Below are 25164 nucleotides of genomic sequence, written 5' to 3' on the forward strand. Positions count from 1 at the left end.
GGGGTTGCACTCCTCGTCGGGTCAGCCGAGCGGGCTGTCGAGTTCGCGGTCGATGAACGCGAACAGCTCGTCGGTGGAGGCGTCGTCCAGGTCGGCGGCCGGTTCGTCCTCGGTGGGCCCGTCCCCGGCGGCCAGCCAGCGGGACAGGGTGGTGCGCAACCGGGTGGTGATCACCGCGCGCCGCTCGTCCTGGCTCGGGACGCCGTCGAGCACCGCGTCCAGCTCGTCCAGTTCGTCCAGCACGGTCCGGCGCGCGTCGTCGGCCGGGAACCGCTCCAGCAGGTGGTCGGCGAGCGCGGCGGCCGTCGGGTGGTCGAACACCACGGTGGCGGACAGCGTGACGCCCGCCGCCGCGCCCAGCCGGTTGCGCAGGTCGATCGCGCTGAGCGAGGTGATGCCCAGGTCGGTCAGCGGCCGGTCGGCGGGGACGGCCCGCGGGTCGGCGTGCCCGAGGGCGCCGGCCGCCGCCCGGCGCACCACGTCCAGCACGACCGCGCGCCGGTCGGCGGCGTCCAGGCCGGCCAGGCGACCGGCCAGGTCCCCGGGCGCGGCGGGCGCGCTCGTGCCGGTGCGCAGCACGACCGGCACCCGCGGCCGCGACCGGGCGGCGAGCACGTCCAGCGGGGTGGCGACGACCGCGGCGGCACCGGTGGCCAGGGCGGCGTCGAACAGGGCCAGGCCCTCCGCCGCGTCGACCTCCCGCAACCCGTCCTCGGCGAACCGGGTCCGCACGGCCTGGTCGAGCCCGGCGGTCACCCCCCGGTCCCAGCCACCCCAGGCGATGGAGGTGGCGGGCAGGCCCAGTGCCCGGCGGTGCTCGGCGAGCCCGTCCAGGAAGGCGTTGGCCGCCGCGTACGCGCCGTGCGCCGGGGCGCCCAGCACGGCGGTGACCGAGGAGAACAGCACGAACCGGGTCGCGTCGCCGACCAGCTCGTGCAGGTGCCAGGCGGCGTCCGCGCCGGGGCGCAGCGCGGCGTCCAGCGCGGCGCGGTCCAGTGTGGCGACCGTGGCGGTGGTCAGCGCGTTGGCGGCGTGCACCACGGCGGTGACCGGGCGCTCGGCCACCGCCAGCGCGGCCTCCAGGGACGCGCGGTCGGCGCCGTCGCACGCCACGACCCGGGCCGTCGCGCCCAGTTCGGCCAGCTGCGCGACGAGGTCGGCGGGGTCGGCGCCCCGGCGGTTGAGCAGCAGCAGGCGCCGCACGCCGTGCTCGGTGACCAGGTGGCGGGCGACGAGCGAACCGAGCGCGCCCGTGCCGCCGTAGACGACGGTGACGCCGTCGGTGTCCCAGGAAGCCGGTTCGCCGCGGCCGGCGGGCACGAGCCTCGGCACGAACGCGACGCCGTCGCGCAGCGCGACCTGCTCCTCACCACCCCCGGCCAACGCCCGCAGCGCCTCCGTGTCGGCCGGTCCGTCGACGAGGACCACGCGGCCCGGCTCCTCGGACTGCGCGGACCGCACCAGGCCCCACACGGCGGCTTCGGCGGGGGAGACGTGCTCACCGGGCCGCGCGGCGACGGCGCCCGTGGTGCGCACCAGCAGCCTCGTGCCCGCGAACCGCTCGTCGCCGAGCCACGCGTGCAGGGCGTCGAGCACCGCGCCGACGCGGTCGTGGGCGTCGGCGGACTGGTCGACGGGCCCGTCGGCGGACGTCCTGGGCACGGTCAGCACCACGGCGCTCGCCGTCGTGCCGACCTCCGACAACCCGCCCAAGTGCGGCAGCCCGTCAACCGGCTCGCCGACCGCCACCACGTCACCCGCCACGGGGGCGGGCAGCGCGTACCCGGTCCAGTCGACGATCCGCAGCGCGCGGGCGGCGGTCGCGGCGACGTCGGCGGTCCCGGCGTCCACCAGCGTGACCACCGCCGTCGCACCCGAGTCGAACAGCACACCGACCGGACGCGCACCGACTCCACCGATGTGGTCGGCGCCGAGCTCGCCCGTGCCACCGACGTCGCCGCCCGTGCCACCGACGTCGCCGCCCGTGCCACCGACGTCGCCGGCCGGGCCGACGACGGCCGTGGTCGGCGCGTCGTCCTTGCCGGCGCGCAGGTCACGCCAGCGCAGCGGCACGCGTCCGGGCAGCAGGTCGGCGAACGCGGCCCGCCACACCGCCGGGTCCACCAGCCAGCGCGGGTCGGCCCCGGCGGCGACCTCGACCGTCGTGCCGGACACGTCGGGCAGCGACTCCTCGATCCGGTCCAGCACGCCCGCGCCCAGGGCGGTCCACTCGCCGCCGGCGTCGACGTGCACCGTGACCGGCCGCCCGCCGTCCGGCTCGGCGCCGCCGACGCGGACCTGGAGCGGGGCTCCCTCCTCCGGCGACCCGACCAGGTCCAGCACCCGGACGCGCGGGTACTCCAGCGCCACCCCCGAGCGCAGCACGGCGTCGGCGACCGCGAACACCCGGTCCGCCGGTTCGCCACCGGCCGGGATCGCGCCGGTGAACAGCCACTCGTCGGTGCCCGCGACCGGGTGCGCGTCCACCAGCACCGGGTGGTCCACGCCCGCCGCGCCGCGCCGCGTGCCGGGCAGCGTGCCGGGCAGCGGGTCCAGCCAGTAGCGGCGGCGGTCGAAGGCGTAGGTCGGCAGGGACACCCGGCGGGCGCCCGAGCCCGCGAAGTGCGCCGTCCAGTCCACGGCGACCCCGCGCACGTGCAGTTCGGCCAGCGCGGCGACGAAGGCCTCGTCCTCGGGGCGGTCGGCCCGCAGCGCCGCCACCGCGTCGACGTCGGCGGACCGCGCGGCCGGTGCGAGCACGGCGTCCGGTCCCACCTCGACCATGGTGGTGAAGCCCGAGGCGACCAACGCGGACACCGCCGCGCCGAACCGCACCGGCTGCCGGACCTGGCCCACCCAGTACTCCGGGTCCTGCCACTCGGTCTCGACCGGCGTGCCGGTCACCGTGGACACCACGGGGATGCGCGGCCGGTCGAACGCCAGTCCCGCCACGACCTCCCGCAGCGCGGGCAGCGCGGAGTCCATGTGCGCGGAGTGGAACGCGTGGCTCACGGTCAACGCCTTGGTGCGGTGGCCGGCCGCCCTCAGCTCGTCGGCGAGGCCGTGCACGGCGTCCGCGTCGCCGGAGACGACCACCGCCGCCGGGCCGTTGACCGCCGCCAGGTCGACACCGGGCCGATCGGCGAGCAACGGCGCCACCACCTCTTCGGGCACGGCCAGCGCCACCATCGCCCCGCCCGGCGTGGCCGCCTGCATCAGCCTGCCGCGCGCGGCGACCAGCTCCGCCGCGTCGGCCAACGACAGCACGCCCGCCACGTGCGCGGCGGTGATCTCGCCCAGCGAGTGGCCCGCGACGGCGGCGGGGGTGACACCCCGGGCCGCGAGCAGGCGCACGAGCGCGACTTCGACCGCGAACAGCGCGGGCTGCGCGAACTCCGTGCGGTCCAGGCGTTCCGGGTCGGCCATCACCTCGCGCAGCGGCGCGGACAGGTGCGGGTCCAGCAGGTCGCACACCTCGTCCAGGGCGGCGCGGAAACCGGGGTGCTCCTCGGCCAGCCGCGCGCCCATGCCGACGCGCTGCGCGCCCTGCCCGGTGAACAGGAACGCCACGCCGCCGTCACCTCGCTCGCCCCGCGTCAGCTCCGGGGCGTCGCCGCCCTCGGCCAGCGCGGTCGCCGCGCGCAGCAGGTCCGCGGGGTCCGCCGCGACGACGGCCGCGCGGTGCGCCAACGCGGACCGGGTGGTGGCCAGCGCGGCGGCGACGTCCAGCGGGTCCAGCCCCGCCTCCACGGCCGCCACGACGGCCTTCGCCTGACCGGTCAGCGCGGCGGGCGTGCCGCCGGAGAACACCCACGGCAGCACGGCGTGACCGCGCACGTCGCCGGCGGGGGCCGGGTCGGCGTCCGGGGCCTGCTCGATGATCACGTGCGCGTTGGTGCCGCCGAAACCGAACGACGACACCCCGGCCCGGCGGGGCGCGCCGGTCTCCGGCCACGCGGTGCTGCCCCGCAGCAGGCTCAGGCCCGAGGTCTCCCAGTCCACGTGCGGCGTCGGGGACTCCGCGTGCAGGGTGCCGGGCAGCACGCCCCGGCGGATCGACTCGACCACCTTGATCACGCCGCCGACGCCGGCCGCCGCCTGCGCGTGCCCGATGTTGGACTTCAGCGAACCCAGCAGCAGCGGCCGGCCCTCGCGCTGCGCGCCGTAGGTGGCGGCCAGCGCGTTGGCCTCGATCGGGTCGCCGAGCGTGGTACCGGTGCCGTGCGCCTCGACGGCGTCCACATCGGACGGTCGCAGGCCCGCGTCGGCGAGCGCGGCGCGGATCACCCGCTCCTGCGCCCGGCCGTTGGGCGCGGTCAGGCCGTTGGACGCGCCGTCGGAGTTCACCGCCGACCCGCGCAGCACGGCGAGCACCCGGTCGCCGTCGCGCCGGGCGTCGCCCAACCGCTTGAGCAGCAGCAGACCCACGCCCTCGGACCAGCCCGTGCCGCCCGCGTCCGCCGAGAACGACCGGCACCGGCCGTCGGGTGCCAGCCCGCCGAGGCGGGAGAACTCCACGAACGCCACCGGCGTCGACATCACCGTCACACCGCCCGCGAGCGCCAGGTCGCACTCACCGCGCCGCAGCGCCTGCGCCGCCAGGTGCAGCGCGACCAGCGACGACGAGCACGCGGTGTCCACGCTGATCGCCGGGCCCTCCAGCCCGAACCGGTACGCCACCCGGCCGCACGCGATGCTGCCCGCGCTCCCGCTGAACAGGTAGCCCTCGAACTCCTCCGGCGGCAGGCCGGGGCGCGCGCCGTAGTCGCTGTACATCACCCCGGTGAACAGGCCCGTCCGCGAGCCGCGCAGCGACTCCGGCGCCAGCCCGGCCCGTTCGAACGCCTCCCACGCGGTCTCCAGCAGCAGCCGCTGCTGCGGGTCGGCGGCCAGCGCCTCGCGCGGCGACATGCCGAACAGCTCCGCGTCGAACAGGTCCGCGTCGTGCAGGAACCCGCCCTCGCCCGCGCTGGACGTGCCCGGCCGCCCGCTGCCGTCGAGCAGGTCGGCCAGCGGCCAGCCCCGGTCCTCCGGGAACGGCGACACCGCGTCCACGCCGGCGTCCGCCAGCTCCCACAACTGCTCCGGGGTGCGGACGCCGCCGGGGTAGCGGCACGCCGCGGACACGATGGCGATCGGCTCCCGGGCGCCCTCCTCGACCGCCCGCAGCCTCGCCTTGGCGTCCTGCGCGTCCGCGATCGCCCGTTTGAGGTACTCCCGCAGCTTGCCCTCGTCTGCCACGTCTCTTCGCTCCTTCGTGGGTGCTCAGTTGCGGGTCGGTTGGTCGAGGCCGTCGACGAGGGCGAACAGGTCGTCGTCGGAGGCGGAGTCGAGGTCCGGCCCTGTCGCGGGGACCGGTTCGGCGGCGCGCAGCAGCGCCCGCAGCCGTTCGGCCAGGTCCGGGTCCAGCGCGTCGGGCGCGGCGGCCACCGCGTCGGCGAGCAGGTCCACCGCGTCGGCCACCGCGAGCGACCCGCCCGGTGCGCCGGTGTCGTCCGGCGCGACCAGGGTCGCCAGGTGCGCGGCCAGTTCCGCCGGGGTCGGGTGGTCGAACACCAGCGTGGTGGGCAGCCGCAGGCCGGTGGCGCCGGCGAGGCGGTTGCGCAGCTCCACCACGGTCAGCGAGTCGAACCCGAGCGCGGTGAACGGCGACCGGTCGGTGACCGCGCCCGTGCCGGAGTGCCCGAGCACGCCCGCCACCTCGCCGCGGACCAGGTCGGTCAGCACCCGCAGCCGCTCACCCGCGTCCAGCCCGGCGAGCCGTTCGGGCAGGGACCGGGCGCCGGTCGTAGCGGTCGCGACGGCCTTGCGCACGGGCCGGGGCCGTCCGCGCAGCACGGCGGGCAGGCCCTCCTTCGGCCCGCGCAGCCGTGCGGCGTCCAACCTGGTCACGGCCACGGCCGGGTCGTCGAGCGCCAGGGCGGCGTCGAAGAGCGCCATGGCCTGCGCCGAGGCCAACGGTTCGAGCCCGATGGACGCGAGCCTGCGCACGTCCACGTCGGTCAGGTCGCCGGTCAGCTCGCTGCCCTGCGCCCACAGGCCCCACGCGAGGGACGTGGCGGGCAACCCGGCGCCGCGCCGCAGCCTGGCCAGGGCGTCCAGCGCGGTGTTGGCCGCCGCGTACGCCGCCTGCCCGGCCGTGCCCAACCAGCCCGCGACCGACGAGTACAGGACGAACGCCGCCAGCTCCCGGTCCCGGGTCAGCTCGTGCAGGTGCCACGCCGCGTCCACCTTGGGCCGCAGCACACCCGTGAGCTGCTCGGGCCGCATCGAGGTGAGCACGGCGTCGTCCAGCACGCCCGCCGTGTGCACCACGGCCCGCAGGTCCGGCAGGTCCGCGACCAGCGCGGCGGCGGCCTCCCGGTCGGACACGTCGCACGCCACCACGCGGGCCCGCGCACCCGCCGCGGCCAGCTCGGCGACCAGTTCCGCCGCGCCCGGCGCCTCCGGGCCGCGCCTGCTGACCAGCACGAGGTCGTCCGCGCCGTGCTCGACGGCCAGGTGCCGGGCCAGCACCGCGCCCAACGTGCCGGTGCCACCGGTGATCAGCACGGACCCGCCGGACCACACCTCTGCCGCGTCGTCGTGGGCGGTGGATCGCGGTTCCCGGCCGGCCGGCGCGGTGGCGGGCGCCACCCTCGGGACGAGCACCACACCGTCGCGGACGGCGAACTGCGCCTCGCCGGTCGCCAGCGCCGCCCCGAGCACGTCGGCCCGGGGGTCGGGCAGTTCGGCGAGCACCAGCCGGTCCGGGTGCTCCGCCTGCGCGGCCCGGACCAGGCCCCACACGGACGCCGCCACCGGGTCCTCCTCGGTGCCGCCGGCGGTGGCCACGACCAGCCGCGCGTGGGCGTACCGGTCGTCGGTGAGCCACTCCCGCACCGCCGCGGCGACGTCGGTCAGCCGCGTGCGCACCCGTTCGGGCAGGTCGCCGGGGACGTCGGTGTCCACCGGCAGCACCACCGCGTCGGGCACGTCGTCCAGTTCCGCCAGGTCGGAGACGACGACGCGCGCCACGTCACCGCCGTCCAACGGCAGCGTGGTCCACCGCAGGGCGTGCAGCCCGTCGACGGTGGTCGTCGTGCCCGCCGGCCGCAGGGTCAGCTCCGCCACCGACAGCACCGGTGCTCCCGTCGGGTCCACGGCGGTCAGCGCGACGGACGCGGCGCCGTCGGCGGTGCGTTCCACCGCCAGCCGCACCCGCAGCTCACGGGCGCCGGTGGCGTGCACGGCCAGACCCGACCAGGTGAACGGCAGCACCGCGGGCACGTCCGCGTCGACGACGGTCGGCACCAGCGGGTGCAGCGCCGCGTCCAGCAACGCCGGGTGCACCAGGAAACGGGGGTCGGCGGCCTCTTCGGGCAGCGCCACCTCGGCGAACAGCTCGCCGTCCGCGGTGAAGGCCCGGCGCAGGCCCCGGAACGCGCCCCGGTAGTCGAACCCGTGCTCGGGCAGCCGCTCGTACACCCCGGCCAGGTCGACCTCCACCGCGCCGGCGGGCGGCCACTGGGCGAGCCGGTCCACCGCGGCGGGATCGGGCTCCTGCCCGCTCGTGCCGACGAGGGTGCCGCCGGCGTGCGCGGTCCACTCGTCATCACTCCCGTCCGGTCGCGAGTGGACGGACAGGGCGCGTGCGCCGTGCTCGTCCGGCGCGCCCAGCACCGCTTGCACCACCACGGCCCCGTCCCCGAGCACCAGTGGCGCGGCCAGGGTCAGCTCGGCCACCGCCGTCCCGGTGCCGGCCGCGATCGCGGCGGCGATCTCGGCGAACGAGGTGCCCGACAACAGCGCCGCGCCGCGCACCCGGTGCTCGCCGAGCCAGTGGTCCCGGGACGCGCTCAACCGTCCGGTGTAGACGGTGGTCCCGGAGTCGGCGACGTGCACGGCGGCGCCGAGCAGCGGGTGACCGGTGCCGGCCAACCCGAACCGGCCCGCGCCCCTGGTCGAGGTGTCCGCCAGCCAGTGGCGGGCGCGCCGGAAGGCGTAGGACGGCAGCACGACCGGCTCCGTCGTGCCGAACAGCGCGCCGGCCGCCGGGTCCGCGCCCCGCACCCACAGCCCGGCCACGGCCGACGCGACGGTCTCCGCCTCGGGCCGGCCGGACCGCAGCACGGGCGCCGCGCTGCCGACCCCGTCCGGCAGGCACGCGTCGACCAGCGCGGTCAGCACCCCGTCCGGGCCGAGTTCCAGGAACTCGGTGACGCCCAGCGCCGCGAGGGTGCGCAGGCCGTCGAGGAAGCGGACCGGCTCGCGGATGTGCTCGGCCCAGTACGCGGGCGAGGTGAGCTGCGCCGCGGTGGCCGGTTCGCCGGTCGTGTCGGAGACGACCGGGATGTGCGGCTCGTGCCAGGTCAACCCGGCGGCGACCCGCTCGAACTCGGTCAGCACGCCGTCCATGTGCGGTGAGTGGAACGCGTGGCTGACCTCCAGCCGCTTGACCCGCCGACCGCGCTCGCGCCACGCCTCGCCGATCGCGTCCACGACGGCCGCGTCACCGGACACCACCGTGGAGGTCGGCCGGTTGACGGCGGCGACGGCCACCGCGCCCGCCCGGTCCGCCAGGTCGGCGAGCACCTCCTCCTCGGACGCCTCGACGGCGAGCATCGCGCCGTCGTCGCGGGCCGACTGCATCAGCCGGCCGCGCGCGGCGACCAGCGCGCACGCGTCGGGCAGGTCCAGCACGCCGGCCACGTGCGCGGCGACGACACCGCCGATCGAGTGGCCCAGCAGGTGGTCCGGCCGCACGCCCAGGTGCTCCAGCAGCCGGAACAGCGCCACCTCGACGGCGAACAGCGTGACCTGGGTGTAGGCGGTCTGGTCCAGCAGCGCCGCGTCCGCGGAGTCGGGCGCCGCGAACAGCACGTCCTTCAGCGGCCGGTCCAGCAGCGGGTCCAGGTGGGCGCCGATGTCGTCGAGCGCGGCGGCGAACACCGGCGACGTGGCGTACAGCTCGCGGCCCATGTCCGCGCGCTGGCTGCCCTGGCCGGTGAACAGCAGGGCCAGCCGCCCGCGCGGCGCGTCGGAACCCGTGACGACCCCCGGCGCGTGCTCGCCACGCGCCAACGCCTCCAGCCCGGCGGTCAACGAGTCCTGGTCGGAGCCGACCACGGCGGCCCGCGCGGCGAGCCGCCCGCGCCCGGTCATCAGGGCCGCGCCGACCGCCGCGACGTCCGCCCCGGTGAGGTCCCGTCCCGCGACGAACCCGGCGAGCCCGGCGGCCTGGGCGCGCAACGACCGGTCGTCGGCCGCCGAGAGCACCCACGGCACCGCGGCCACGGCGGGGGAGTCGTCGCCGCGCACGGGCTCCGGCTCGGGCGGGGCCTCCAGCACCACGTGCGAGTTGGTGCCGCTGATGCCGAACGACGACACGCCCGCCCGCCGCGGCCGGTCGACCTCCGGCCACGGCCGGGCCCGGTCCAGCAGCGCCACCGCGCCCGACTCCCAGTCCACGTGCGGCGACGGCGCGTCCAGGTGCAGGCTGCGCGGCAGCGTGCCGTGCCGCATCGACATGATCATCTTGATCACGCCGCCGACGCCGGCCGCCGCTTGCGCGTGCCCGATGTTGGACTTCAGCGAACCCAGCCACAGCGGCTCGTCGCGGTCGGCGCCGTAGGTCGCGAGCAGTGCCTGCGCCTCGATCGGGTCGCCGAGCGTGGTGCCGGTGCCGTGCGCCTCGACGGCGTCCACGTCGGACGGTCGCAGGCCGGCGTCGGCGAGCGCGGCGCGGATGACCCGCTCCTGCGCGGGGCCGTTGGGCGCGGTGAGGCCGTTGGACGCGCCGTCCTGGTTCACCGCGGTGCCCCGCACCACGGCGAGCACCTGGTGCCCGTTGCGCCGGGCGTCGGACAAGCGCTCCACCAGCAGCAGCCCCACGCCCTCGCTCCAGCCGGTGCCGTCGGCGGAGGCGGCGAAGGACTTGCACCGACCGTCGGGCGCGAGCCCCCGCTGCCGGCTGAACTCGACGAACGTCGTGGGGCTCGACATCACCGTCACGCCGCCCGCCAGCGCCAGGTCCGTCTCGCCGCGGCGCAGCGCCTGCACGGCCAGGTGCAGCGCCACGAGCGACGACGAGCAGGCCGTGTCCACGGTGAGGGCGGGCCCGCCCAGGCCGTAGGTGTAGGACAGCCGCCCGGACACGACGCTGGACAGGTTGCCCGCCAGCAGGAACCCCTCGTACTCCTCCGGCGCGTCCGCCAGCCGCGAGGCGTAGTCGTCGTACATCACGCCGACGTACACGCCGGTGTTCGACCCGCGCAGCGTCGCCGGGTCCACCGACGCGCTCTCGAAGGTCTCCCACGCCGTCTCCAGCAGCAGCCGCTGCTGCGGGTCGGTGGCCGCTGCCTCGCGGGGCGACATGCCGAAGAACGCGTGGTCGAACCGGTCGGCGTCGTGCAGGAAACCGCCGTGGCGGGTGTAGGAGGTGCCCACGTGGTCGGGGTCGGGGTCGTACAGCGCGTCGAGGTCCCAGCCCCGGTTGACGGGGAAGCCGGAGACGGCGTCCACGCCGTCGGCCACCAACTTCCACAGGTCCTCCGGCGAGGCGACACCGCCGGGGAAGCGGCAGGCCATGCCGATGATCGCGATCGGTTCGTCGGCGTCGGCGGACGTGGTCGCCCGCACCTCCGTCGTGGTCGTGCCGCCGACGCGGGAGAGCAGGTGCTCCGCCAGGGCGGCCGGGCTCGGGTGGTCGAACACGGCGGTGGCCGACAGCCGCACGCCCGTCGCGGCGATGACGCTGTTGCGCAGCTCCACCCCGGTCAGCGAGTCGAACCCGAGGGCGCGGAACGCCTTGCCGGCGTCGACCGAGGCGCCCGAGGCGTGGCCCAGGGCGGCGGCGGTCAGCGCGAGCACCTCGGCCAGCACGGCGTCGCGGCGTGCTCCGGGCGCCAGCGCGGCCATCCGCTCGGCCCAACCCGAACCGGCCGTCCCGCCGGTGGCGGCGGCCCGGCGCCTGCGCCGGACCAGGCCGCGCAGCAGCGGCGGCACCGGGTCGACGGCGCACCGGGCGGGGTCGAACACCACCGGCACGGGCGTCGGGTCGGCACTGCCCAGCACGGCGCCGAGCAGGGCGGCGCCGCGCTCGGGGGTGATCGGGTCGATGCCGCTGCGAGCCCACCGGGCCACGTCGGCGTCGCCGAGCGCCGCGCCCATGCCGGTCGTGCCGTCCCACAGGCCCCACGCGGGGGCGGACGCGACGAGACCGGTGGCGGCGCGGTGCGCGGCGAGCGCGTCCAGCCAGGTGTTGGCGGCGGCGTAGTTGGCCTGGCCCGCCGTGCCCAGCAGGCCCGAGACGGAGGAGAACAGCACGAACGCGGCCAGGTCCAGGTGGCGGGTCGCCTCGTGCAGGTGCCACGCCGCGTCCACCTTGGGCCGCAGCACGGCCGCGAGCCGTTCGGGCGTGAGCGTCGGCACGGTGCCGTCGGCCAGGACGCCCGCGGTGTGCACGACGGCCGTCAGCGGGTGCTCGGCCGGGACGCCGTCGACCAGCCCGCGCACGGCGGACGCGTCGGCGACGTCGGCGGCGACCACTCGCACGTGCGCGCCCAGCCCGGTCAGCTCGGCCACCAGGTCGCCGACACCGGGTGTGTCGGCGCCGCGCCGCGAGGCCAGCAGCAGGTGCCGGACACCGTGCGCCGCGACCAGTTCGCGGGCCACCAGGGCGCCCAGTCCGGCCGTGCCGCCCGTGATCAGGACCGTGCCGCCTTCGGCGAGCCGGGGCTGGTCGGGCGCCGCCGTGGCGCGGGCCAGGCGCGGCACCAGCAGCCTGCCGGCGCGGACGGCCACCTGCGGCTCACCGGTCGCCAGCGCCGAACGCACCGCGGCGTCGTCTTCAGGGCTTCCGGTGTCCTCGGTGTCGAGGTCGACCAGCACGATCCGGTCCGGGAACTCGGACTGCGCCGCGCGCACCAGGCCCCACACGCCGGCCTGCGCCAGTCCCGGCACCGCCTCGCCCTCGCCGGTCGCGACCGCCCGCCGGGTCGTGACCACGAGCCGGGTGTCCTCTTCGGACAGCACCCGCCGCACGCCGGCCAACACCTCGGCGGTGATGGCGTGCGCGGCGGCGGGGCCGTCCCCGGCGTCGACCGGGGCGGGCAGCACCACCACGTCGACCGGCTCCGCGTCGGCCGACACCAGGCCCACCGGGGTCCACCGCACGGTGTGCAGCTCGGTGGGCGCCTCGGTGGTCTCCCCGGTGGTCTCCGCGCGGACGGGCAGCAGCGACAGCGCCCCGGCGTGCAGCACCGGCGTGTTGGCCGGGTCGACGGCCAGCAGCTCGACGCCCTCGTCGGTCGTGGTCAGCCGGACCCGCAGCCGGGCGGCGCCCGTCGCGTGCAGCGCGGCGCGCGACCAGGAGAACGGCAGCCGCACCGTGCCGTCGGCGCCCGCCGCATCGAGCACCAGCGGGTGCAGCGCGGCGTCCAGCAGGGCCGGGTGCAGCCCGAAGCGACCGACGTCGTCGGTGGCGCCGGCAGGCAGCTCCACCTCGGCGAACAGGGTGTCGCCCCGCCGCCACGCGCCGCGCAGCGCCCGGAACGGGCCGGAGTAGTCGTAGCCCAGCGCGGCCAACCGGTCGTAGGCGTCGGTGACGTCCTCGGGCGTGGCGCCCGGCGGCGGCCACTCGGCCGGCATGTCCGGGACCGTCCCCGGGTCGTCGGTCAGGAACCCCTCGGCGCACCGGGTCCAGGCGCCACCCTCCCGGGCGTGCACCGAGAACGGCCGGTCACCGGTCGCGGACGGCGGCCCGACCTGCACCTGCACCCGCACCGCGCCGTCCGGGGGCAGCACCAGCGGTGACGTCAGGGTCAGCTCGCCCACGCCGCGCGCGTCGACCCGGTCGGCGGCGGCCACCGCCAGGTCGAGCAGCGCCGTCGCGGGCACCAGCACCCGGCCGGCGATCCGGTGCCCGGCGAGCCACGGGTGCGTGGCCACCGACAGCGAGCCGGTGAGCAGCACCTCGTCCCGGCCGGCCGGCTCCACCACACCGCCGAGCAACGGGTGGTCGGCGGTGTCCACGCCCGCCGCGCCGCGCGGCGCGGGCGCCAACCAGAAGCGCTCGCGGCGCAGCACCGTCACGGGCACGTCCGCCGGCCGCGTGCCCGGGAAGAACCCGGCGAGGGAAGGCGTGCGGCCCAGCACGTGGGCCCGCGCCACGCCCTCGGCGAACGCGACGGCCTCCGACCGGCCGCCGCGGACCAGGGCCAGCGCGGTCGAGTCGGGCCGCCGCACGGACTCCGCGACCATCGCGGTCAGCGCCGAGTCCGGGCCGACCTCGACGAACGCGGTGACACCGTCCGCCTCCAGCGTGCGCACCGCGTCGAGGAAGCGGACCGTGCCGCGCAGCTGCGCCGTCCAGTGGTCGGGGGAGGCCAGCTCCTCGTCGGCGAGCACCCGCCCGGTGGCGGTGGACACGACGGGCAGCCGGGCCGGCGCGAACGGGATCCCGCTCGCGACGGCGTGGAACTCGGCGAGCACGCCGTCCAGGTGCGGCGAGTGGAACGCGTGGCTGACCCGCAGCACCTTCACCGACCGCTCGCGCGCCCGCCAGCCCTCGGCCACGGCGCGCACCCGCTCCGCGTCACCCGCGACGACCACCGAACCGGGGCCGTTCACCGCGGCGACGACCACGCCGGTGCCGTCCAGCGTGGGCAGCACTTCCTCCTCGGAGGCGCGGATCGCCGCCATGGCACCGCCGCGCGGCGCGGACTGCACCAGCCGGCCGCGTGCCGCCACGAGTGCCGCCGCGTCGGGCAGCGTGAGCGCGCCGGCCACGTGGGCGGCGGTCAACTCGCCGATCGAGTGGCCCGCCACCGCGTCGACGACCAGGCCGTGGTGCTCGGCGAGCCGGAACAGCGCGGTCTCGTACGCGAAGAGCGCGGGCTGGGTGTAGCGGGTCTCGTGCAGCAACGCCGAGCGCGGGTCGTCCTCGTCGGCGGACATCACCTCGCGCAGCGGCACGTCGAGGAGGCCGTCGAACGCGGCACACGCCTCGGCCAGCGCACCGGCGAACACGGGGTGCGCGGCGGCGAGCTCACGCCCCATCCCCGCGCGTTGCGCCCCTTGGCCGGTGAACAGCACGGCGGTCAGCCCGCCGTCGGGCGTGCCGGTGACCACGTTCGGCGCGACCCGGCCGGCGGCGACCACCCGCATCCCCTCGGCCAGGGCCTCGCGGTCCTCGCCCACCACGACCGCCCGCCGCGGCAGCACGGCCCGAGCGGTGGTCAGGGCGAGACCGACGGCGGCCGGGTCGCCCGGCGCGTCCGCCACGGCGGCGGCCTGCGCCCGCAGGTGCTCGTCGTCGATCCCGCTCACCACCCACGGCAGCGGCCCGACCGGTCGAGCGGCCGGGGCGGGCTCGTCGTCCTCGTCGGCGGACTCCACCACGAGGTGGGCGTTGGTGCCGCTGATCCCGAACGACGAGATCGCGGCCCGGCGCGGGCGGTCCACGGCGGGCCAGTCGGTCGTCGCGGCGACCAGGTCGACCGAGCCCGAGGTCCAGTCGACGCGCGGGCTGGGCGCGTCCACGTGCAGGGTCGCCGGCACCACCCGGTGGCGCAGCGACAACACCACCTTGATCAGCGCGGCGACCCCGGCGGCGGCCTGGGCGTGACCGATGTTGGACTTCAGCGAGCCGAGCAGCACGGGCGTGGCGCGATCACGGCCGTAGGTGGCGAGCAGGGCGCCCGCCTCGATCGGGTCGCCGAGCGCGGTGCCCGTGCCGTGCGCCTCGACCACGTCCACGTCGGCCGGCCGCAGGCCCGCGTCGGCCAGCGCGGCGCGGATGACCCGCTGCTGCGCCGGGCCGTTGGGCGCGGTGAGGCCGTTCGAGGCGCCGTCCGAGTTGACCGCCGAGCCGCGCAGCACGGCCAGCACCCGGCGCCCGGCGCGGCGCGCGTCCGACAGCCGTTGCAGCACCACGAAACCGACGCCCTCGGCCCACGAGGTGCCGTCCGCGGCGGCCGCGAACGGCTTGCAGCGGCCGTCCGCGGCCAAGCCGCCCTGGCGGTCGAACTCGACGAACATGCCCGGTGTCGCCAGCACGGCCACACCGCCGGCCAGCGCCGTCGACGTCTCGCCCGACCGCAGCGACCGCATCGCCAGGTGCACCGCGACCAGCGAGGACGAGCACGCGGTGTCGACCGTCAGCGCCGGACCGGCCAGCCCGAGCCGGTAGGCGACCCGGCCGGACACCACGCTGTTGGTCGACCCGGTCAGCACGTGGCCCGCCACCTCGGGCGGCGCCTCGTGCATCGGCGCGCCGTAGTCGCCCTCGGTCGCGCCGACGAACACGCCGGTCCGCGTGCCCGCCAGCGAGGTGGGCGCGATCCCCGCCCGCTCCAACGCCTCCCACGCGGTCTCCAGCACGAGCCGCTGCTGCGGGTCCATGGCCAGCGCCTCGCGCGGGGAGATGCCGAAGAACTCGGCGTCGAAGTCGGCCGCGCCGTCCAGGAACCCGCCGAGGCCGGTCGCGTCCCAGCCCCGGTCGGTCGGGAACGGGCCGATCGCGTCGCGCCCGGCCAGCAGGAGGTCCCACAACTCGTCGGGCGACCCGACGCCGCCGGGCAGCCGGCACGCCATGCCGACCACGGCGATCGGCTCGTCGGCCGAGGCCGCCGCGACCTCCTCGACGTCCTGGTCCGCGCCCGCCAGCTCGGCCGCGAGGTGCGCGATGAGCCGGTCAGGGGTGGGGTGGTCGTAGAGGACGCCGCCGGGCAGCGGCAGGCCGGTCGCGTCGGCCAGCGCGTCGCGCAGCTCCACCGCCATGAGGGACGTGAAGCCCAGGTCGCGGAACGGCGCCGCGGTCTCGATCGGCTGGTCGGGCGCCTGGCCCAGGACGGCGGCGACGTGCCCGAGGACCAACCGGGCCAGGTCGCGTTCCGCACGGCGGGGCGCTTCCTGCCGCACCCCGGCGGGTGGCTGTTCGATGCGTGCCGGTTCGGGTCGGGCGCCGGTGAACTCGCGGGCGGCGCCCAGGTCGTCCACCCAGTGCCGGGTGCGCTGGAACGCGTAGGTCGGCAGCGGGACCGTGCGGGCGTCCGGGTGCACCGCCGCCCAGTCCAGGTCGACACCGCGGACGAACAGCTTCGCCAGCGCGGAGGCGAGGGTGACGGCCTCCGGGCGGTCGGCGCGCGTCGCGGCGACCGCGACGGTCCCGGCCTCGGCGGACTCGGTGACCATCGGCGTGCAGGCGGCGGCGGGCCCGATCTCCAGCACCGTGCGGACACCCTGGGACTCCAGCGCGCGCACGGCGTCGCGGAACCGCACCGCGTGGCGCGCCTGGCCCACCCAGTACTCGGCGGTGCGCAGCTCGTCACCGGCCACCGCGCCGGACACCGTGGACACCAGCGGGATCTCCGGCGACCGGAAGCCGGTCGCCTCGGCGATCTCGCGGAACCCGTCGAGGGCGGGTTCGAGGTGGCGCGAGTGGAACGCGTGCCCGACGGCCAGGCGCTTGGTCCGGGCGCCGCGCGCGGCCAGCACGTCGGCCACCGCCGTGACCGCGTCGACCGTGCCGCTGACCACCAGCGAGCGCGGGCCGTTCACCGAGGCGATGTCCACTTCGGACGTCAGCTCGGCGGGCAGCGCCGCGTACTGCTCCTCGGTGGCCTCCACGGCGACCATCGCGCCGCCCTCGGGCAGGGCCTGCATCAGCCGGCCGCGCGCGGCGACCAGCGCGCACGCGTCGGGCAGCGTGAGCACACCGGCCACGTGCGCCGCGGCGAGCTCGCCGATGGAGTGCCCTGCCACCACGTCCGGGCGCAGGCCCCAGGACGCCAGCAGCCGCACGAGCGCCACCTCGAACGCGAACAGCGCGGGCTGGGTGTACTCGGTGCGGTCGAGCGCGGTGCGGTCGGCGAGCACGTCGTCGAGCGGGCGCTCCAGGTGCCGTGCGAACTCGGCGTGCACCTCGGCCCGGGCCCGCGCGAACACGGGGTGCGCGGCGGCCAGCCCGTCACCCATGCCCACCCGCTGCGCGCCTTGCCCGGTGAACACGAACGCCAGGCCGCCCTCGGTCGCGGACCCGGTCGCCACGTTCGCCGCGGGCACCCCGTCGGCGAGGGCGGACAGGCCCGCCAGCAGCTCGTCGCGGTCCGCGGCGGACACGGCGGCGCGGTGGCGGAACGCGGTGCGGGTGGTCAGCGTGGACCGGGCGACGTCGGTGGAGGTGAGCGCCTCGTCGCCCGACAGCGCCGCGCGCAGCGCCTCGGCCTGCGCGGGCAGCGCGCCCTTGGTGGGCGCGGACACCGCGGTCACGCTGACGACCGGTGCGTCGACGGAGGTCCCGTCGGCCGGCGCGGTGTGGGGGATGTCGGCCGACGGAACCTCCTCCGACGCACCACCACCCGCGCCGGACCCTGATCCGGTCGCGGCTCCGGTCGCGGATCCGGTCGCGGATCCGGTGGCAGGTCGTGGTGGTGGGCCGAGTACGACGTGGCAGTTGGTGCCGCCCATGCCGAACGAGCTGACACCCGCGTACAGCGGCCGGTCGGGGTGGGGCCAGGGGCCGGTGGCGCGCTGCACCTCGATGTTCAGCTCGCCGAACGGGATCGCCGGGTTCGGCGTCGTGAAGTTCAGGCTGGCGGGCAGCTCCCGCCGGTCGATCGCCAGCACCGCCTTCACCAGGCCGGCGATGCCCGCCGCGCCCTCCAGGTGGCCGATGTTGGTCTTCACCGAGCCCACGCGCAGCGGGTCGCCGTCCCGTCCCCGGCCGTAGGCGGCGCCGAGCGCCTCCGCCTCGACCGGGTCGCCGACGGGCGTGCCCGTGCCGTGCAGCTCGACGTACTGGACGTGCGCCGGGTCGATGCCCGCGCGCCGGCACGCCGTGCCGATCACCTGCGCCTGCGCCCGCGCGCTGGGCACGGTCAGCCCGGGGGTGGCGCCGTCGTTGTTGACCGCGCTGCCGTGGATCACCGCGAGCACGCGGTCGCCGTCGGCCTCGGCGCGCTCCAGGGTCTTGAGCACGACCACCGCCGCGCCCTCGCCGCGCACGTACCCGTTGGCCCGGCTGTCGAAGGTGAAGCAACGGCCGTCCGGGGACAACCCGCCGAAGGCCTCCGCGCCCATCGCGCCCTCACCGGTCAGGTTGAGCGTGACACCGCCCGCCAGCGCCAGCTCGGCCTCACCCGTGCGCAGCGCCTGGGCCGCCGTGTGCAGGGCGACCAGCGACGACGACTGCGCGGTGTCCAGCGTGAGGCTCGGACCGCGCAGGCCGAGGAAGTAGGAGACCCGGTTGGCGATCAGGCCCCGGTGGGTGCCCGTGTTGGTGTGCTGGGTGATCGCGTCCGCGCCGCGTGCGTGCAGCAGGGTCGTGTAGTCGTCCCGCAGCGAACCGATGTAGACGCCGGTCGCGGTGTCGCGCAGCGTGCCCGGGACGATCCCGGCCCGTTCCAACGCCTCCCAGGCCAGTTCCAGCACCAGCCGCTGCTGGGGGTCGGTCGCGGCGGCTTCACGCGCGGAGAGCCCGAAGAACGCCGCGTCGAAGTCGGCCACCGCGTCCAGGAACGCGCCCGAACGCGGCGCGCCGGTCCGGTCCCGCACCGCCGGGTCGCCCGATGCCGACTCCCAGCGGTCGTCGGGCACGTCGCCCACCGCACTGCCGCCCGAGGTCAGCAGGCCCCAGAACGCTTCGGGATCGCCACCGCGGGGAAACCGGCAGGAGAGCCCGACGATGGCGACTGCCGCACCCCGAGCGGTGTTGTCGTCCTGTCCCGTCACCTCGCGCACGTTCGCGTCACTCCTTCGACAGCGCTGGTTAGTCGAATCGAATGGGAATAGCCACGCACGTCGGCGGTGGATTCCGCTCGAATGCGGTTCAGGTTGCCAGCGCGGGTGCCTGCCGGGGTAATACCCCACTCACTGGGTAGTAATGGGTCCGAAGGCTGACCGGGGCATTACCGAGTGGTGAGAGCACATTCGTCCGGTGATTCGGGAAGCCGTAGGCCGGGGAGGTTTCGACAGCCGCACGACGGTAATGGGGACCCGGCCGTCGGTAAACTCCGGGCGGCCGAGGCCGAACGGCTGTTGAATTGCGTCACCGAGATGTTCGCCGGTCCGTTGTGCGGGATGCGCTGGACAATGGCCCGGAAGTGTGTCCTCGGCCGGCCACCTCGGGTGACCGTCCTGGATCGCGACGCGGCACGCCACCCGCGGCCCTCCGCACCCGCCGCCGACCGCTCTCCGCCGCCGCACATCCGACCCTCGTGCGGCGGCGGTGCGCGGGGTGGTCAGAGCAGGTCGACGTGGGTGGAGAGGAAGTCCTTGTCGGCTGCCGCGCGGTCGCGTTCGGCGGCTTCGCCGGCGGCGGTCAGCTCGCCGAACAGCGCCACACCGAGCACGTCCCGCGCGGCCGAGGTGATGCGGTCCACGTCCTGCCGCTCCTCCGCGGGTAGGGGCGCGTCCAGCGCGTCCCGGACCGCCCGCGCGACGCCGAGCAGTCGTGCCGCGGTGTCCGGGCTGCCACCGACCCGGTGCGCGCCGGCCAGGCCCTCCACGGCCAGCGCCACGGCCCGCCGGTCACCGGTCGCCAGCGCCGCGTCCAGCCCCGACCGGTGGTGGACGTGCGCGGTGGCCGCGTCGCCGCGCTGCTCGGCCACGAACCCCAGCTCGGCCAGCGTCAGCGCCAGTCCGTTGAGCGCGTTCATCCGCTCCATCCGGGGCACGAGCCGCTCCAGCAACGCCTCCGCCTCGTCCAACCTGCCCTGCCGCCGGTAGCTGATGGCGAGCCCCGTCTCGGCGAACGCCTGCCACGGCATGTTGGCCTGCTGCTTGGCCAGCGCCGCCGCGCGTTCGTGCAGGTCGTCGGCGGTGGGGTAGTCGCCGGCCAGCAGCGCCATGCGACCCAGCATCGCCAGCTTGCGCGCGGTCTCGCCCCACAGCCCCAGGTCGGCGGCGATCCGCAGGCCCTCCTCGTGCAGCCGGGTGGCCCGCCTGCGGTCACCCCGGATCTCGGCCAGCACGCCCAGCAGGTCGGTGGACCTCAGCAGCCCCCACCCGTCGCCGAGCGCCTCGAACAGCTCCACGCACTCCGTCGCGGCGGTGTCCAGCGCGCGCAGGTCGCCCCGGCCGGTGGCCAGCGCCGCGTCGGTGGCCACGGAGGCCGCCGTGCCCCACCGGTCGCCTCGCGCCCGGAAGTGCGGTAACACCACGGCGTTGAGCTTCTCGCTCTCGGTGAACGCGCCCACCGTCCAGCGCGCGTACGCGAGGAACCACCACGCCCGAGCCAGCCCGTCGGGCGCCGCGGCCAGCTCTTCGGGGTCGGGCGCCACCGGGCCGGGTGGCTCCGCCCCCGTGGTCAGCAACGCGAAGCCGCGGTGCCAGACCAGCGTCTCCGCCCGGTTCAGCGTCGGCCCGACGGCCTTCGTGGCGTCGAGCACCAGCTGCAACCGCCGGTGCGCCTCCGACAGCCGCCCGCGCAGGAACCAGTACCAGGTCTGCGAGTTGACGTGCCGGATCACCAGGTCGCAGCGCCGCAGCCGCAGCCACGTGTGCAGCGCGCGCTCCAGGTTGGCCGCCTCCACGTCCAGCCGTTGGAGCACGTCGTGCTGGCACGGCCCGTACAGCTCCTCCTTCGAGGCGGCGACCAGCCCCGTGTAGTGCTCGGCGTGGGCGGTGTGGGCGGCCTCGGCGTCGCCGGACTCCTCCAGCCGCTGCCTGCCGTACTCGGCCATCGACTCCAGCAGCCGGTAGCGCTGCTTGCCGGCGTGCTCGTAGACCACCACCAGCGACCGGTCCACGAGCCGGCTCAGCAGCGGCAGCACGTCGGCGGGCTCCATGGCGCCCACCGCGCACGTGTGCTCGGCGGCCTCCAGCTCGCAGCCCTGCGCGTGGGTGGACAGCCGGGCCAGCACGAGCCGTTCCGGCTCCGTGCACAGGTCCCAGCTCCAGTCGATCATCGCGCGCAGCGTCTGCTGCCGGGCGGGCACGCCGCGCCGCGCCACGCCCAGCACCCGGAACCGGTCGTCCAACCGCGCCAGCAGCTCGTCGAGGCCCAGCGCGCGGACCCGGGCCACCGCCATCTCGATCGCCAGCGGGATGCCGTCCAGCCGGCGGCAGATCGCCGCCACGGTCTCCAGGTCGCCCGGCCGGGGCCGGAACCCCGGCACCGCCGACGCCGCCCGGTCCAGGAACAGCTCGATGCTGCTGAACCGGGGGATCACCGCGGCCGGCGCGCCCGGCGCGGGCAGGTCGAGCGGCGGCACCTCGATCAACTGCTCGCCGACCACGCCCAGCAGCTCGCGGCTGGTGGCGAGCACCCGGAGGCCGGGCGCGCCGGCCAGCAGCACCAGCACCAGCTCGGCGCACGCGGCGAGCACGTGCTCGCAGTTGTCCAGCACCAGCAGCGTCCGCTTGTCCCGCAGGATGGACACCAGCCGCTCAGTCGCGGCCGGCGGCTCCGCGCGGCGGTCGAGGGCCGGCTCCTCGCGCAGGTCCAGCGCCGCCGCCACCGCCTCGGCCAGGTCGTCCGCCCCGCCCGCGCCGGCGGGCGGCAGCCCGGCCAGCTCGACCACCCACGTGCCGTCGACGGAGTGCTCGTCCGGCCCGCGCGCCACCTCCGTGGCGAGCCTGGTCTTGCCCACCCCGCCCGGACCGACGAGGGTCACCAGGCGGTGGGCGGCGAGGGTCTCCCGGATCAGGGGCAGCACCCTGGTGCGGCCGACGAGCCCGGTCAGCGGCACCGGCAGGTTGCTGCCGCGCACGGTCACCGGCCGGTCCGCGCCCGCCTGGAGCTCCCGGTCCTGCTGGAGCATCGCGTGGTGCAGCCGGACCAGCTCCGGGCCGGGGTCGATGCCGAACTCCTCGGCCAGCTGGCCGCGCAGCGTGTCGTAGAGCCGCAGCGCCTCCACCGCCCGCCCGCTGCGGTACAGCGCGAGCAGGTGCGCCGCGCGCAGCCGCTCCCGCAGCGGGTACCGCTCGACCAGCTCCGTCAGCTCACCGATGATCGACTGGTGCTCGCCCAGCCCCAGCCGGGCGTGCGCGCGTTCCTCCAGCACCACCAGCCGCTGCTCCTCCAGCCCGAACGCCAGCGCCGAGATGGACGGGTCGTCGGCGAACCCGTCGAACGCCGTGCCCCGCCACAGCGCCAGCGCCCCGTCCAACGCCGCCACCCGCTCGGCCGGCGGCTCCAGGGCCAGCGCGCGGGCCGCCAGCTGGTCGAACAGCCGGAAGTCGACGTCCTCGGCGGGCACCGCCAGCACGTACCCGGCCGGTGTCGAGCCGAGCAGCGCCCGCCCGCCGTCGCACGCCTGGTCCAGGGCCCGCCGCAGCTGGGAGACCTTCACCTGGAGGGACGCGGTCGGGTTCGCCGGCGACGAGTCCGGCCACAGCAGCTCGATCAGCCGGTCGGCCGACACGGCGCGTTCCTGCCCGGCCAGCAGCGCGGCCAGCAGGGCGCGGACCTTCGCCTCCCTGACCGGCACGACCTCGTCACGCTCCGTGCGCATCTCCAGTGGTCCGAGCACCCCGAAGCGCACTCGCACGCGGTCGCTTATGGCACACCCCCAAACCGGTTCGCGCCCTGCCCCCAAGAGCATCGAAAGTCGATCGAAAGTGTCCCACAAGCGCGTTGGGTCAGTGTGGTGGACGGAGGTACCTGCCGGGTGCGCGCAGAACTGCGACGGAGTGTCGGCGGATCGCCTGGCGAGGGCTCTGACCGGCCGGAACACCGGTCGGGAGCAGGGTCTTCCCCGCGCAGCGGGCACCACGGCACGGCGTCACCGGATATGTCGGCCTCGGCACCAATTCGGTCCGGGGTGTTCCGTCATGCTCGCCGGGGGAGGAAGTGCGCATGAGATTTCGTGTACTGGGGCCGCTTGAGTTAACGGATGGCCGCGACCAGGTGGACGTCCACGGCACGAAACAACGCGCGGCGTTGGCGTACCTGCTGTTCAACGCCAACCGCGTGGTGTCGACGAGCGAATTGCTGGACATCCTCTGGCCATCGGGCGAGACGCCCAACTCGGCGCGCAAGATCCTGCACAACGCGATCTGGGGACTTCGGGGTGTGCTGACCCCCGAAGTACCGGCCGCGGATCGCGTGTCATTGGTCACACGGCCGCCCGGTTACGTGCTCCAACTGGAACCCGAGCTGATCGACCTGCACCACTTCCACCACCTGGCGGCCGAGGGTCACGCGCAGTTGAGCGCGGGCCTGCTGGACCGGGCGGGTGAATCGCTCGCCCGCGCGCTGGGGCTGTGGCGCGGCGCGGTCCTCGCCGACCTCGTGGAGGCGGGGTTCGGCTGGCCGGAGCTGGCGGCGGTGGAGAGCGCCCGGGTGGACGCCCTGGAGGACTACTTCGACGCCGAACTCGGTCGGGGCAGGCACCACGCGGTGCTGCGCGAGATCGAGACCACCGCGGAGCAGGAGAACCTGCGCGAGCGGCTGTGCGGTCAGCTGATGCTCGCGTTGTACCGGTGCGGCAGGCAGACCGACGCGCTGGACGTCTACAAGCGGATGCGCGACCGCCTGGTGGAGGACCTCGGCCTCGTGCCCGGTGTGGCGTTGCAGGAGCTCCAGAGCGCCATCCTGCGCCACGACGAGTCGCTGCGCCTGGAACCGCGCGAGCCGGTGGTGGCGGGTCGGGTCACCGCCGCGCGCGTGGCGGCGGGCGGCGGCACGTCGAACGGCCTGCGCGCGGTGGTGAACACGGCCGACCGCCCTCCCCAGCCACTGTCGTCCGTGCCGGCGTCGCGCAAGCAGGTCCACGTCGTCTCGGTCCCCGCGCCGGCCGGGCACGGTGACGTCGCGCCGGCGCCGCGCCGCGAGGAGCTGAGCGTGCTCATGGCGCAGGTGTCGGTGACGGCCGAGGGCGAGCGGGACCAGGTGCGGCTGGACCGGGCCATCGCGGCGTTCCGCGCCACGTTCCAGCACGTGGTCGAGCTGCTCGGCGGCACGATCGCGGCGGGCTCGGGCAGCGCCCCGATGGCGTGGTTCGCGGGCCGGGAGGACCTGGCGGCGGCCCAGCGCGTGGTCTCGGCGGCGCTGGCCGTGCTGGCGCCCGCGAACGACCGGATCTCGGTGCGGGTGGCCGTGGCGACCGGCGACGCGGTGCTGTTCACGCTGCCCAGGTCGGTCGACGACCGGCTGGTGATCACCGGCCCGGTGGTCGACTCGTGCCAGGCGCTGCTGGCCCGCACCGCGCCGGGCACCGCGCGGGCGTGCGCCACGACCCGCGGGCTGACCGGCGGTTCGGCCGCCTACGGTCCGCCCTCGCCGGGAGCGGGCGGCAGCCGCATCCGGTCCGCGCACTGGCACTCGGTGGCCCACCAGTCCATCCCGATCGTGGACCGGGACTGGGAGCTGGACATGCTGAGCGGCATCATCGACCGGTCGTGGCACCGCGACGTGTCGCAGCTGATCACCGTGCTCGGCGGGCCCGGGGTGGGCAAGAGCAGGCTGGTGCTGGAGTTCGAGCGGCGGGCCATCGCCAAGTGGGACACCATAGAGTTCCTGGTGGCCGGCCCCGACTCGGCGAGCTCGCCCTACGGACCGCTGCGCGACCTGCTGCTGACGCTGTGCGCGACGGACCAGTCCGTGTCCCGGGTGGAGGCGCTGCGCGCGCTGGCCACCACCCACGTGGTGGACCTGGCCGAAGCCGAGCAGGTGGTGGCGGCGCTGACCGACGTGGTCACCCGCACCGACGACGTCCCGCCCACCCCGGCGTCGGTGACCTCCGCGCTGGCGGCGGGCGCCGTGCTGCTGCGGGCGGTGGCCGCCGAGCGCCCGCTGGTGGTGTTCGTCGACGACGCGCACGAGCTGGGCGACCCGGTGCTGGACTTCCTCACCGGGCTGATCGCCGACCCCGGGCACCCGACGCTGATCCTGATGCTCGCGGCCCGGCCCGAACTGCTGCGCCGGCGGCCGGACTGGGGCGCGGGACTGCCGCACGCGACCACGATCACGCTGACGCCGCTGTCCGACTCCGCGATCGACCGGTTGGCCGACATGGTCGTCGCGGGCGTGCGCCGGCGGCGGATCGCCACGCCGCCGTGCCGCATCCGCACCAGCCTGACGGACCAGGACCGGCTACCGCACCGGCGCGCGGCGATGCGGGTGCTGATGCTGGTCGACGCCCTGCCGGTGCCGGCGGGGCACTCGTTCACCACCCCGGCGCCCGCCGTCGTCCCGGTGCTCCCGGACTGCGACGAGCTGGTGGCCTAGGCACGGCC

Annotated in this window: 3 protein-coding genes and 1 pseudogene; 1 reads left to right on the forward strand and 3 read right to left on the reverse strand. The window is 76.4% G+C overall.

What is annotated here, in order from left to right; all coding sequences use genetic code 11:
• Positions 1–21: 21 nt before the first annotated feature.
• The 3 genes and pseudogenes from ACQPYE_RS16115 to ACQPYE_RS16125 all read right to left on the reverse strand — a co-directional run.
• Positions 22–5226, reverse strand: a pseudogene (locus tag ACQPYE_RS16115) (type I polyketide synthase); the annotation flags it as partial.
• A gap of 39 nt (positions 5227–5265) precedes the next feature.
• Positions 5266–18723, reverse strand: coding sequence for an SDR family NAD(P)-dependent oxidoreductase (locus ACQPYE_RS16120; protein WP_498722092.1), 13458 nt, complete (start codon positions 18721–18723; stop codon positions 5266–5268).
• A gap of 500 nt (positions 18724–19223) precedes the next feature.
• Positions 19224–22475, reverse strand: a complete 3252-nt coding sequence (locus ACQPYE_RS16125) for an ATP-binding protein (RefSeq protein WP_498722093.1) — start codon at positions 22473–22475, stop codon at positions 19224–19226.
• 359 nt (positions 22476–22834) lie between these two features.
• On the opposite strand from ACQPYE_RS16125, the gene ACQPYE_RS16130 reads away from it, so the two are divergent.
• Positions 22835–25156 carry an ATP-binding protein gene (locus ACQPYE_RS16130; RefSeq protein ID WP_498722094.1) on the forward strand — a complete coding sequence of 774 codons (2322 nt, stop codon included), beginning with the start codon at positions 22835–22837 and terminating at the stop codon, positions 25154–25156.
• Positions 25157–25164 lie beyond the last annotated feature (8 nt).

Origin of the sequence: Actinosynnema sp. CA-299493 (assembly GCF_050946825.1) — a bacterium.
In the GTDB taxonomy this organism is placed as follows: Bacteria; Actinomycetota; Actinomycetes; order Mycobacteriales; family Pseudonocardiaceae; genus Actinosynnema.